Below are 11,166 nucleotides of genomic sequence, written 5' to 3'. Positions count from 1 at the left end.
CCTGGCTTAGCCGGACCTCCGCCTCGCGGAGCTTGCCGATAATCTGCTCAACCGTGTGATTCTTCTTCGCCATTTTGCCCTCCTTCAAGCCAACCCAATCCTAACATCCGGGCTGGACCAGTTTTCGGGGGGCAGGCCACCGTGGCCGGCGAAAGTATATCAGCAGGTTGTCGTTGACCTTCAAGCGAGCCCGCAGCGCGGCCAGGGCATCGATGATGTCGGTCCGCGAGGCATCGATAAGCAGCTGGCTCTTGAAGCCATAGTCCGCCGTCAAGATCTTGGCAACCGCCTTGGCGTCGCCGGCCGCCGATTTCAGCTTTGGCAGGTCGATGTAGGCGTTATTGCCGATAACCAGCGCATGGTAGCGGCCGAACGCATCCTTCTCGGCCGCCAGTGCGATCCCTGGCGTCAGGCACAGTATCACGGCAATTTGCCGCACCCACCACATGCCTCACCTCTTCAACGAGAGGGCAATGTTCTTTGTCACGATACGCGTCCGAAGTGGAATGGGCAACTGGGACCAGGCGGCGGACGACGCACCCTGTCGGCGCGACAGCGCCGCGCAGGCCGTGACGCGGTGAGAAATCCGCCCTAGACGTTGTGGTGGTGGTGGCCGCCGCCCGCGTGGATCATGGCCAGGAACTCGCGCCGGGTCTTGGCATCGCTGCGAAAGGCACCCAGCATGTGGCTCGTCGTCATGACCACGCCGGGCTTGTGCACGCCGCGCATGGTCATGCACTGGTGCGCCGCCTCGACGACCACGGCAACGCCCCTGGGCTCCAGTACGTCATTGAGCGTATTGGCGATCTGGGCCGTGAGTTTTTCCTGGATCTGCAGCCGCTTGGCGTAGGCATCGACGAGGCGCGCCAGCTTGCTGATGCCGATCACCCGGCGCTGGGGCAGGTAGGCCACGTGGGCGCAGCCGATGATCGGCAGCAGGTGGTGTTCGCAGTGCGATTCGACGCGGATCTCGCGCAGTACCACCATCTCGTCGTAGTCCTCGACCTCTTCGAACGTGCGGCTGAGGTAGGCCACGGGATCGTCGTCATAGCCCGCGAAAAACTCTTCATAGGCCCGCACCACCCGGTCCGGCGTGCCCTTGAGGCCTTCGCGGCCGGGATCGTCGCCGGCCCAGCGGATCAAAGTCTCGACCGCCGCCTGGGCTTCCTCGCGGCTGGGCTTTTGCGCCTCGCGCCGCGCTGCCGGGGCTTCCGGGGCCGTGTTTGCGACGGCGCTGAGCCTGCCGCTTCGGCTTGCCTTCACGGGCTTTCTCCTCGCGCTTTCAGTTCACGGATCGCCGCTGGTGGGGACTGTCCAGCGAAAAGGGCGGAATGACGACGTCGAAGGTTTCGCCGCCCGGGGTTTCCATCTGGTAGCTGCCGTCCATGATGCCCGAAGGCGTTGAGAGCGGCGTGCCGCTAGTGTACTCGTAGCTTTGGCCGGGATCGAGCACCGGGCGCTCGCCGACCACGCCGGCGCCCCGCACCTCCTGGGTGCGGCCCAGCGCATCGGTGATGCGCCAATAGCGGTTGAGCAACTGGACCGTCTCGGCGCCCTTGTTTTCGATGCGCACCCGATAGGCCCAGACGAAGTGATCGTCGTCCGGCTCTGACTGGTCGTCGAGATAGACGGGATTGATGCTGACCTCGATCGACCGCGTCATCCGCGTGTACATGGCTGCTGCGCTCCCAACCTCTCGTCCCGGCGTGGTCCTACGAAATATCGTGTCGCCGGCCGCGATTGTCCAGTTTCATACCAAAGCCTGCAAGAGATCCTGCTTGACGTCCTCGGCATCCTCGAGGCCGACCGAAAGCCGCACCAGCCGATCGCTGATGCCCAGGTGCCGACGCTCGGCCGCCTCCAGGCGTTGATGGGTGGTGGTGGCGGGGTGGGTGATCAGGCTCTTGGCGTCACCCAGGTTGTTGGAGATCTTGACCAGGCGCAAGCGCCTGAGGAAATCAAAGGCGCGCTCCTTGCCGCCGGCCACGTCGAAGGCCACCACCGAGCCGCCGGCCGACATCTGGCGCCGTGCCAGGGCCGCCTGGGGATGGTCGTGGCGGGTGGGATAGAGCACCCCTTCGATGCCGCCCTGGCCGCTGAGAAAGTCGGCGATCTCGGCCGCGTTGGCGGCGTGGCGGGCCACCCTCAGCTCCAGCGTCTCCAGGCCCTTGAGCATGACCCAGGCGTTGAATGGGCTGAGCGCCGGTCCGGTGTGGCGGAGATATGGCTTGAGCACATTCTCGCAGAAGTCCTCATCGCCCAGCACCGCACCGCCCAGGCAGCGGCCCTGGCCGTCGATGTGCTTGGTGGCCGAATAGACCACGATGTCGGCCCCGAATTCGCGCGGCCGCTGCAGCACCGGTGTGGCGAAGACGTTGTCGACGATGACCTGGGCTCCGGCGGCGTGGGCCATTTCGCACACCGCCTCCAGGTCGATGATCTGCAGTGTCGGGTTGGAGGGTGTTTCCAGGAACACGCATTTCGTGGGCTGCCTGAAGGCCTGGCGCCATTGCTCGAGATCGCTGCCGTCGACCAGCACCACGGTGATGGCGAAACGGGGCAGGATCTCGTCGATGACATAGCGGCACGAACCGAACAGCGCCCGCGAGGCGACCACCCGGTCACCGGCCTCGAGCTGGCACATCAGGGCGGCATTGACGGCAGCCATGCCGGTGGCCGTGGCCAGGCAGCGCGGCGCTCCCTCGGCCAAGGCCATGCGCTCCTCGAACATGCCCACGGTGGGGTTCGAGAAGCGCGAATAGATGAAGCCGTCGTCATCGCCCTTGAAGCGGTCCTCGGCCTCTTCGGGCGATTGGTAGACATAGCCCGAGGTGAGAAACATGGCCTCGCTGGTTTCGCCGAATTCCGAACGTTGCGTGCCGCCGTGAACCTGCCGTGTGGCGCGCCGCCAAACAGCCGCTTCGGATGTTTCCCGCACCAAGCCGCCAGCCATCTGGTCCATGGTTTCCTCAACAAAAAAACCCGGCCGCCACGGCCGGGTCCTTTTGGGCTCGGCCTTTTAGCTAGTTGTTTAACGTGGCTGCAAGCCGGCCGGCCAAATCACCACGGGGCGCGACTTGTATCGGCCAAAGCCCCGGTTGTCAATCGCCGCCCTCGCAGGAGCCGCCGCCGAGGACGCAGAACTTGGCGCAATGGGGGTGGTTGAGCCTGACCGGCTGCAGCGCTTCGCCCAGTTCGGGGCCGAACTCGAAAGCGTCGTCATAGGGCAGCAGCGTGCAGGCCACCACCGTGGGCCAGCCAGCACCGCGGTGCTTCACCACCATGCGCGAGCTGGCGCACATCATGGCGCTCGGATCGACGTCGAGAATGCCCCAGCAAGCGGTGGTGATCTCGGGCACGTCGACGCTTTCGTCCATCTCGGGAAACAGCACCAGCGCCGCCGGATCATCGTCGAGGTCGATGTTCTCGCGGCCAAAGAGGCGGGCAAAGCCCTGGCGCAGGTCGCTCTCCGATTCCGCCCAGCAGGTGCGCCCGGCAACGTGCAGGCGAAAGCCTTGTTGGCTCAGCCAGCGCACCCCGGGTAGCGCCTTCGTCCAGGTGTGTTCGCCGCGCTCCATCTCATGCAGCAGCGCCGTGTAGTGGTCCAGCGAGACGCGCAGGACCAGGCGGTCGCCGTAACGCTGCTTGAGATCCAGAAGCTGGGGCTTGAGCTTGAGCATGGGCTTCGAGGCATTGGTCAGCACCAGCACGCCATGGCCCTGCCCCAGCGCCAGATCCAGCATGGCGATGATTTCCGGGTTCATGAAGGGCTCGCCGCCGGTGAAGCCGATCTCCAGCGTCTCGGACGCAAGCGTCTCGGAGGCAAGCGGCCCGGCCGCCAGGTCCTCGAGCTGGTCGAGATAGCTCTCGACCTCGGCCGCCGTCAGGTAGGCCAGGCGATCGTTGGTCGGGCTCGATTCGATATAGCAGTGCGCACAGGTCAGGTTGCAGAGCGTGCCGGTATTGAACCAAAGCGTCTTCAGCGCCGTCAGCGCCACGCTGGCCCGGGGCTCGCCCTTGGCGGTGACTCGCGGATTGCGGAATTTGGCGGGATCGAGAAGCGCCGGGGCGAATTCGGAGGTGTTGGTCATGCTGCGGCCAAGACTGGGTCCAGGCGCCAAAATCCGCCGCCGCCCGGGGTTTGTCAACCGGGCGCTGGCGTCGATCACCAAACTTTGAAGGCGCCGGCCGGCTGTGCTATCACTTGCGGCGGGCGCGGGCGTAGCTCAATGGCAGAGCAGAAGCTTCCCAAGCTTACGACGAGGGTTCGATTCCCTTCGCCCGCTCCATTTTTCCTGGGAGAAAACCTTTATTTTTCAATCGCTTGCCACAGCCATGTCTTAATTTCAAGAAAGCCAACGATAGCACGTTATGCCTAGGAATTGTGACAGGATTGTGACAGGAACCCGTTTGAGCCACTTGAAGCACCCTCCACCTCACCTCCAAGCCACCCAACCCCACCTGGTCGTGGCCACCCCCTCCCCCACCTCCAGACGGTTACCTGTCGATTAGATCACTTAGCGTGGTCGTTTCTGGCTGGCACGGTTCGATAGCAATAAGGCCCCTCTCTATGTCGACCTCGATGCCCCTGGCCCAAGCCTGCGCATCCTTCCTGTTTTGAAACGATTTTGAGAGACGCCGCCCGTTCCTGCGTACTTGGGATTGCCAGATGCTGCCTCGTTTTCGGATACTCGCCATGACCACAATCACCTCGCGTGTTGTGACACAGCTGTGACAGACGTAGGAGTGAGCTATCCTAAGTTGGCTAACAGATTGATTTTGAAAGGTTATCGGGTACTACTCAATGGCAGAGCAGAAGCTTCCCAAGCTTACGACGAGGGTTCGATTCCCTTCGCCCGCTCCAGACTCTTTTGCCGGCAAAGGTTTGCGGCCGGCGCTGGGCCCGCCGGCGGCGGTTGCATATTGGCTTTTTCCCAGGTCAAGGGGAGCGATCCGCGGATGCTAGGAAGTGCGCCGACCTTGATTTTGTCGGCCCGGCTGGCGTTTTTCTACGGTGCTGTCTTTGCCGTACTCGGCATCTATGGCCCCTTCTGGCCGGTTTGGCTCGAGGCCCATGGCGTCGGCGCCGCCGAGATCGGCATTCTGTTTGCCGTCGCCACCTGGGTGAAAGTGCTCGGCAATCCCTTGATCGCCCACGTCGTCGACCGCCGCGGCGACCGCCGGCTGCCGATGATCGTGCTGGCGGCGGCGGCGCTGGCGGCGGCGGCGCTTTTCAGCATCGCCGACGGTTTCTGGCCCATCTTTATGGTTACGGCGCTGTGGGGCCTGGCCTTCGCCGCCCTCATCCCGCTGGCTGAAAACCTGACCATGCTCAAGGTGCGGGCGCATGGCCTCGACTACGGCCGCATCCGGCTCTGGGGATCGTTGACCTTCATCGCCGGCTCGGTCGGTACCGGGCGGCTGTTGGTGGGGCGCAGCGAGGACTGGGTGCTGTGGCTGATCCTGGGCGTGCTGGGGCTCGTGCTTTGCGCCACCATCCTATTGCCCGACCACAAGGCCCCGCCCCGCCGCCAGGGCCGGGCGCCGGCGCGGCTGGTGCTGGGCAACCCGTTGATGCTGGTGTTCTTCGCCGCCGGCGGCATGATCCAGGCCAGCCATGCCGTCTTCTACGGCTTCAGCACGCTGCACTGGCGTGCCCATGGCCACGGCGACGACGTCATCGGCTGGCTCTGGGCCGAGGGCGTGATCGTCGAAGTCGCGCTTTTCACCTTCAGTGCCGCCGTCGTGCGCCGGCTCGGTCCGACGACACTGCTGATCATTGGCGGCCTGGCCGCCATGCTGCGCTGGAGCGTCACCGGCCTGACCACGGAACTCGAGGTGCTGGTGCTGGTGCAGGCCTTGCACGCGCTGACCTTCGGGGCCACCCATCTGGGTGCCATGCACTTCATCGCCCGGGCCGTGCCGGCCGAGATCTCGGCCACCGCGCAAAGCCTCTATGCCGGCATCGCCATGGGGGTGGCCTTCGGCGTCGCCATGCCGCTGGCCGGCTGGCTCTACGGCCAGGCCGGCGGTGCCGCCTTCCAGGCCATGGCGGCGCTGGCCGCCCTGGGAACGCTGTTTGCCATACTTCTGGCCCGGCGCTGGCGCGGCACCACCATGGAGATGGCCGCGGCCTGACGGCCGGCCGCGGCGGCGGAAGCTTTTGGTAACCAATTTCGGCCATACTCGCCGGCGCGTCGGATCAAGCCGGAGGCGGTCATGCGTTCCCTCAGCTTTCTCGTTGTCGGGGCGGTCGTGGCCTCGCTCGTCGTCGGCCTGGGCAGCAATCGCCTCGGTGCCATGTTGGGCGGCATCGACAAATCCTGTCGCGGATACGCCCTAGCCCGCATTTCTCACCGGGTCATGGCCTGCGCGGCGCTGTCGCGCCGACAGGGTAGGAACGCTGCGCCGCGCGATGTGGGACATCGGGCAAGCAGCGCGACACACCCTGTGGGTGCGACAGCGCCGCCCGAAGGGTCGCCCCCAGCTGCGCGCCCGCTACGGAAAAGGTCGAAGAGCGTAGTACCACTACGCTCATCGACCTTTTCCTTCCGGATCGCATCACCTGGGGACGACGCAGGCCGTGACCCGGTGAGAAATGCGGGCTAGCCCGCCAGGCCAGCGGAAAGGAGCTGCAGCCCTACATCGTGGGCCTGCTGAGCTACGTCATGGCGCGGAATTTGATTCACGGCGACGCCCCCGACCTGAAGCAGGACCTGGGCAATACCCCCTACATCCAGCACGCCGTGGGCTGGCTCGACCGTTACTGTTTCGCCAACACCGATAAATCATTTGCCAGCGCCCTCAAGTTGATGGTCAAGGAGGTCGAGCCGGAATAGAGCACTTTCCGCCCGGGAAGCCTTTGGTAACCAATTGCGGCCATACTCAGCGGCCTTCCAGAAGCCGCCGGAGGCCGTCATGCGTCCCCTCTTATTTCTCGTCATCGGCGTGGTCGTCGCGGCGCTGGCCGTCGGCATCGGCAGCAATCGCCTGGGCGACTTCATGGACAGTATGGACAACTCCTGCCAAGGCTATGCCCTGGCCCGCGAGCAAAGCGAAAAGGATCTGCAGCCCTACATCACCGCTCTGGTCGGCTACGTCGTGGCGCGCAACCTGTTCCAGGGCGATACCAGCGATTTCGAGAAAGACCTGAGCAAGAACGAATACCTCCAGGATGCCGTGGCCTGGCTCGACGAATACTGTCCCAGCAACGTCGAGGATTCCTTCTCGGCGGCGCTGAAGCTGATGGTCAAGGAGGTCGAGGCGAACTAGTCGGCGCTTATCTCCGTGGCTTCCTTCAGTCGGCTGGATGCTGTCCGGACGACAAGGGCACGTCGGGCACCCAGAGGTAGCCGCTGTCATCAAGGATATAGGCCTCGCGCAGGCCGTGCGGCTTGTCCATGGCGCCGGCCAGCACCACGAAGCCATGCTCACGCGCCGCCGCCTCGGCGGCATCGGGATCGCGGCCATGGAGGCGCAACTCGGCGCCGATGCCGCGGCCCAGTTCGGGCCCCAGGCTGCCGTGCAGCGGGTGCTCCCGATAGGTGTGGTCGGCGTGCAGGCACCATTCGGCGGTGCCAAAGCGTAAGACCGCGAAGTCGGGGTCGCTGTAGACCGTCTCGGCTGCCAGCACGTGGTTGTGGAAGGGCAGCGCGGCGGCGATGTCGGGCACCAGCAGGTTGAGGCTGAGGCCGCTCAGCGAGGCGGCGTATTCGGATGCCGGCCGCCAGGGCTCGCCGGTTCGTTTCTTCAAGGTCCTACTCCCCCGCTGGTTGGCAAGGCCGAACAGCAGCAGACAGGCGCTGGGCGGCCGTGGTGGGAACGGCAGCGATGGGCGGGCTCCGGGTATTCCGCATCGCCGCCGAATTACAGCAGATTTCGCGCCCAGCCGGGAACTGAAGAAAATCCTTTTGCCGAGTACGTGCGCATCCTGGTCCGCGGCAAATCCAAGTCGCGGGCGCTGGGCCGGGCCGGCGATCGGGCGGCGGCGCTGGCCGAGGCGCGGGCGCTCTGGGCGGCCCGCGACAAGGGCAAGATCGGGGCCGCGGCCTGATTGCAGCCGCATTGCCATCAGCAGTACCATATGATGGGATCTGTTCTACAATAGACGCGATATGTTCGAATTTCTGCGTAGCAGCAGGGACACGGTGGATACGGTGGTCTCGCAGACCGCGGCCGAGCCCGATCTGAGGCGAGAGATCATGGAGCCGCGCCCGCCCAGCGGCCGGCGCATGCTGGCTGTGCACTGGCTGGTGTTGGCGGCCGTCGGCCTGGTCGTGCTGGTGTTGCTGGATACCTTGCTGGCACCGCTGCTGTTCCTGCGCGCCGACGGCGTGGTGACGCGCCGAAGCAGGCCGCTGGTGGCGGCTTATCCGGCCACGGTCAAAGCGCTGCAGGTGACTGAGGGCACGGCCGTGACGGCGGGCCAGGTTATCGCCGAGCTGAGCTCGCTGCAGATCAGTCAGCAACTTGCCAGCCTGGCCGCCGACTATGTCCGCGAAACCCGGCGCAATTCGCAGCTCAGGATGCGGGCCGAGCTGGTCACGGCGCTGCTCGATCTGGAGACCCGGCGCAACGCCGCCCCGGTCACCCCGGCGGCCCAGGCCGAGGCGGCGGAGCGCGCCTTTCGCAGTGCGCTGGATGACTTGAGAAGGCGCTATGCCGCCCTCGGGGTCGGCTTCGACGTGCATCAAAGCAGGGCCGCCCTGGTGACGGCCAGCCGGGACCTGGCGGCCCGGCTGCCGGAAGTCGAGGCGGCGCTGCGCCGCGCCAAGATGGCGCTCGATGAATTGCAGGCGATCTACGACGGTGGCCGCCTCAGGGCGCCCGGCGACGGTGTCGTCGGACGTCTGGCGGTGGTCCAGGGCAGCCTGGTCAAACGGGGCCAGCGCCTTTTGCATATTTATTCCGGACCGGCCTTCGTGCTCGCCCATGTGCCGCTTGGCGGCGCCGCCACGGCGGCCCAGGGCGACGCCGTCTTCATCCGCACCGCGGCCGGTGACTCGCCGGGCCGTATCGTCGAGTTGTTGCCGCTGACGGCCGAGTTGCCCCGTGACCTGGCCGAGAACGTGGCCACCGTGTCGCAGGCCCAGGTCATGCGCATCGCCTTTGGTGAAGGGGTCGTGCCGCCGCCGCTGCTGACCCCGGTGAAGCTCTGGTCCGGCTCGCTCTTGCCCGAGAGCCTGAGCGGTCAGGTCGAGCGGTTATGGCGCGCGCCCATCGAGGCCTGGCGCGATCTTGATGACTGATTATTGCTCAAGCTGCGTCGGTTTTCTTTGCCGCCGGCGGTGACGCACCATGACGGGTATCAGGGCGGCCGCTGCCAGCAGGCTGAGCGCCAGCAGCGCCTTCCGCACCAGGTCGCCGCCGCCGCCCATGGCCTCGCGGCCGACAAATCCGAGATAGGCGAAGACGACCGCCCCCGGTGCCATGCAGACGAAGGTGGCCCAGAAGTAGGGCAGCACCCGCAGGCGCGTCAGGCCGAAGGCGAAGTTGGTGATGCTGAAGGGAAACAGCGGCACCAGCCGGACGAAGGCGACGAAGCGCCAGCCCTCGCTCTCGACCCCTTCGACAAGCTGCTTGAGGCGGCCGCCGGCCTTGGCCGCGACCCAGTCGGAGGCGATGTAACGGGCAATGAGAAAGGCCGCGGTGGCGCCGATGGTGGCGCCGGTCAGGCCGTAGACGGCGCCCAGCACGGGACCAAAAAGCGCCCCGGCGAGCATGGTCATGAGCGAGCCCGGCAGCGCCAGCATGCAGCTCACGACGTAGAGCGCCATGAAGGCCAGCGGCGCCAGCGGGCCGAAGCCGGTTACCAGGGTCTCGAGGTGCTCGGCCGAGAAAATCTGGCGCTGCCAGATACCGCAAGCGATGAGCAGCGCCAAAACCACGGCGGCGACGCCCCGCCACAAGGAATAACGGCGGCGCTGGCGGTTCACGTTCGAGCCCTTCGGGGCGGGCGGCAAGGCGCTGTCACGAGGTTCCTCTTGGTTTCCCAGCGAGATATTTGGATTATAAGGCGCCAGCGGCAAGAAAGCGTGAACGATGAGCGAACCCGGCCCCCTGATCAGCGACGGCCCAGACGATTCCGAGTTCGCCCTCATCCTCGCCCACGGCGCCGGTGCGCCCATGCAGAGCCCCTTCATGGCCGCCTTTGCCGAGGGCCTGGCGGTGGCCGGCATCCGCGTCGTGCGCTTCGAGTTTCCCTATATGCGGGCCCGTCACGAGGGCCGCAAACCGCCGCCCAACCGGCCGCCGGTGTTGCAGGCCTGTTGGCTGGCGGCGATTGCCAGGCTGGCCGCAGCCGGCTGGTCGAGCCGGCGCCTGGTCATCGGCGGCAAGTCCCTGGGCGGGCGTGTCGCCAGCCTGCTGGCCGACCGGGCCGGCGTGGCCGGTCTGGTCTGCCTGGGTTACCCCTTCCATCCCGCCGGCCGGCCGGAGAAGACCCGGACCGAGCATCTTTCCTCCCTGGCCACGCCCACCCTGATCGTACAGGGCACGCGCGACGCGCTGGGCTCGCGCCAGGACGTCTCCGGCTACGATTTGGCCGCGGGCATCCGCATCGAGTGGTTGGAGGACGGCGACCACAGCCTCAAGCCACGCCGTGCCTCGGGACGCACGGAGGCCGAAAACTGGCAGCACGGCATCGCCGCCGTGGCCGCCTTCGTGGCCGGTTTGGGGAGGAATTAGATCGTCTGGAATCGCGCCCTGGCGGCGCGTTCGATGGCGGCGGCGCTGAGCCGGTCGATGTCGAGGCGGTGGCGGATCAGCTCGAGCAGCCTGAGTTCCTCCTGCTGCACCTCGCCGTCGGCGGCGGCCACGTCGCAGGCCAGCAGATAGGCGGTTTCGCGGAGCCGTTCGGGCAGGTTTTCGCGCACCAGGCCGAGCAGCGTCTCCAGGCCGTCTTCTTGGCTCAGGATCTCGGCGCAGGTGGCCGCCAGCTCGGGCAGCATCTCGCTGTTGAAGTCCTCGAAGGCGGGCAACGTGCGGATGAGTTCATCGATGACGGCAAGCTCGTTGTCGGTCATGTTGACCTGCCCCCAAGGTTTGTACCATATCCTATGTTAGTCTGTTTGCCATCCGTTCTGAGGCCCGGTTCGGCCGCAGCCCATCAACAGCGAAGGCCGGAACGGGCCGGTGGTGCAGAATAGTCTCCGGCGCCGGTGGCCT

14 protein-coding genes, 1 tRNA gene and 1 riboswitch are annotated in these 11,166 nt (G+C 66.0%); of the genes, 7 read left to right on the top strand and 8 right to left on the bottom strand.

Annotation, left to right across the window (positions count from 1 at the left end; translation table 11 throughout):
- Window positions 1–100: 100 nt before the first annotated feature.
- The 5 genes from QGG75_20885 to QGG75_20865 all read right to left on the bottom strand — a co-directional run bounded on the left by QGG75_20885 (window position 101) and on the right by QGG75_20865 (window position 4,091).
- Window positions 101–448 (bottom strand): caspase family protein, encoded by a 348-nt coding sequence (locus QGG75_20885; GenBank protein MDP6069685.1) that lies wholly within the window; start codon window positions 446–448, stop codon window positions 101–103.
- A gap of 143 nt (window positions 449–591) precedes the next feature.
- Window positions 592–1,263 (bottom strand): GTP cyclohydrolase I FolE, encoded by a 672-nt coding sequence (gene folE, locus QGG75_20880; GenBank protein ID MDP6069684.1) that lies wholly within the window; start codon window positions 1,261–1,263, stop codon window positions 592–594.
- 19 nt (window positions 1,264–1,282) lie between these two features.
- Complete coding sequence (gene apaG, locus QGG75_20875; protein ID MDP6069683.1) at window positions 1,283–1,675, bottom strand: Co2+/Mg2+ efflux protein ApaG; 393 nt, start codon at window positions 1,673–1,675, stop codon at window positions 1,283–1,285.
- Between the two features lie 75 nt (window positions 1,676–1,750).
- On the bottom strand, window positions 1,751–2,953 hold the full coding sequence (gene metZ, locus QGG75_20870; GenBank protein ID MDP6069682.1) for an O-succinylhomoserine sulfhydrylase: 1,203 nt from the start codon (window positions 2,951–2,953) through the stop codon (window positions 1,751–1,753).
- A 46-nt stretch (window positions 2,954–2,999) separates the two neighbouring features.
- Window positions 3,000–3,077: riboswitch (SAM riboswitch) on the bottom strand.
- 24 nt (window positions 3,078–3,101) lie between these two features.
- Window positions 3,102–4,091 (bottom strand): radical SAM protein, encoded by a 990-nt coding sequence (locus QGG75_20865; GenBank protein MDP6069681.1) that lies wholly within the window; start codon window positions 4,089–4,091, stop codon window positions 3,102–3,104.
- Window positions 4,092–4,215: 124 nt separating this feature from the next.
- Between QGG75_20865 and QGG75_20860 the strand changes: the two genes are divergently transcribed.
- The 4 genes from QGG75_20860 (at window position 4,216) to QGG75_20845 (ending at window position 7,272) form a co-directional block, all read left to right on the top strand.
- Window positions 4,216–4,289: transfer RNA gene (locus QGG75_20860), tRNA-Gly, on the top strand.
- A gap of 691 nt (window positions 4,290–4,980) precedes the next feature.
- Window positions 4,981–6,138, top strand: coding sequence for a 3-phenylpropionate MFS transporter (locus tag QGG75_20855; protein MDP6069680.1), 1,158 nt, complete (start codon window positions 4,981–4,983; stop codon window positions 6,136–6,138).
- Between the two features lie 509 nt (window positions 6,139–6,647).
- Window positions 6,648–6,839 (top strand): hypothetical protein, encoded by a 192-nt coding sequence (locus tag QGG75_20850; GenBank protein ID MDP6069679.1) that lies wholly within the window; start codon window positions 6,648–6,650, stop codon window positions 6,837–6,839.
- A gap of 79 nt (window positions 6,840–6,918) precedes the next feature.
- Window positions 6,919–7,272 (top strand): hypothetical protein, encoded by a 354-nt coding sequence (locus QGG75_20845; GenBank protein ID MDP6069678.1) that lies wholly within the window; start codon window positions 6,919–6,921, stop codon window positions 7,270–7,272.
- Window positions 7,273–7,297: 25 nt separating this feature from the next.
- Here the strand turns inward: QGG75_20845 and QGG75_20840 are convergent, their stop codons facing one another.
- A complete protein-coding gene (locus tag QGG75_20840) occupies window positions 7,298–7,753 on the bottom strand; it encodes a hypothetical protein (GenBank protein MDP6069677.1) in 456 nt (151 codons plus the stop codon).
- A gap of 168 nt (window positions 7,754–7,921) precedes the next feature.
- On the opposite strand from QGG75_20840, the gene QGG75_20835 reads away from it, so the two are divergent.
- Together QGG75_20835 and QGG75_20830 are read left to right on the top strand one after the other, a co-directional pair.
- Window positions 7,922–8,053: a hypothetical protein gene (locus tag QGG75_20835; GenBank protein ID MDP6069676.1), complete on the top strand. Its 132-nt coding sequence runs from the start codon at window positions 7,922–7,924 to the stop codon at window positions 8,051–8,053.
- 61 nt (window positions 8,054–8,114) lie between these two features.
- On the top strand, window positions 8,115–9,248 hold the full coding sequence (locus QGG75_20830) for a biotin/lipoyl-binding protein (GenBank protein ID MDP6069675.1): 1,134 nt from the start codon (window positions 8,115–8,117) through the stop codon (window positions 9,246–9,248).
- Here the strand turns inward: QGG75_20830 and QGG75_20825 are convergent, their stop codons facing one another.
- Window positions 9,249–9,935: a TVP38/TMEM64 family protein gene (locus tag QGG75_20825; GenBank protein ID MDP6069674.1), complete on the bottom strand. Its 687-nt coding sequence runs from the start codon at window positions 9,933–9,935 to the stop codon at window positions 9,249–9,251.
- 106 nt (window positions 9,936–10,041) lie between these two features.
- Here QGG75_20825 and QGG75_20820 point away from each other — a divergent pair, with 106 nt between their 5' ends.
- Window positions 10,042–10,686 carry an alpha/beta hydrolase gene (locus QGG75_20820; GenBank protein ID MDP6069673.1) on the top strand — a complete coding sequence of 215 codons (645 nt, stop codon included), beginning with the start codon at window positions 10,042–10,044 and terminating at the stop codon, window positions 10,684–10,686.
- On the opposite strand, the gene QGG75_20815 is transcribed toward QGG75_20820, so the two are convergent.
- Complete coding sequence (locus tag QGG75_20815; GenBank protein ID MDP6069672.1) at window positions 10,683–11,024, bottom strand: tellurite resistance TerB family protein; 342 nt, start codon at window positions 11,022–11,024, stop codon at window positions 10,683–10,685. The two genes, QGG75_20820 and QGG75_20815, sit on opposite strands and share 4 nt — an antisense overlap.
- Between the last annotated feature and the right edge of the window lie 142 nt (window positions 11,025–11,166).

The organism is Alphaproteobacteria bacterium, from assembly GCA_030740435.1.
In the GTDB taxonomy this organism is placed as follows: Bacteria; Pseudomonadota; Alphaproteobacteria; order UBA2966; family UBA2966.
This window is presented reverse-complemented; position numbering and strand designations above follow the sequence as displayed.

Excerpts from the sequence above, each read along its gene's own strand:
- QGG75_20885 (MDP6069685.1), bottom strand. The coding sequence starts at position 448 with ATGTGGTGGGTGCGGCAAATTGCCGTGATACTGTGCCTGACGCCAGGG.
- apaG (MDP6069683.1), bottom strand. The coding sequence starts at position 1,675 with ATGTACACGCGGATGACGCGGTCGATCGAGGTCAGCATCAATCCCGTC.
- metZ (MDP6069682.1), bottom strand. The coding sequence starts at position 2,953 with ATGGCTGGCGGCTTGGTGCGGGAAACATCCGAAGCGGCTGTTTGGCGG.
- QGG75_20865 (MDP6069681.1), bottom strand. The coding sequence starts at position 4,091 with ATGACCAACACCTCCGAATTCGCCCCGGCGCTTCTCGATCCCGCCAAA.
- QGG75_20845 (MDP6069678.1), top strand. The coding sequence starts at position 6,919 with ATGCGTCCCCTCTTATTTCTCGTCATCGGCGTGGTCGTCGCGGCGCTG.
- QGG75_20830 (MDP6069675.1), top strand. The coding sequence starts at position 8,115 with ATGTTCGAATTTCTGCGTAGCAGCAGGGACACGGTGGATACGGTGGTC.
- QGG75_20820 (MDP6069673.1), top strand. The coding sequence starts at position 10,042 with ATGAGCGAACCCGGCCCCCTGATCAGCGACGGCCCAGACGATTCCGAG.
- QGG75_20815 (MDP6069672.1), bottom strand. The coding sequence starts at position 11,024 with ATGACCGACAACGAGCTTGCCGTCATCGATGAACTCATCCGCACGTTG.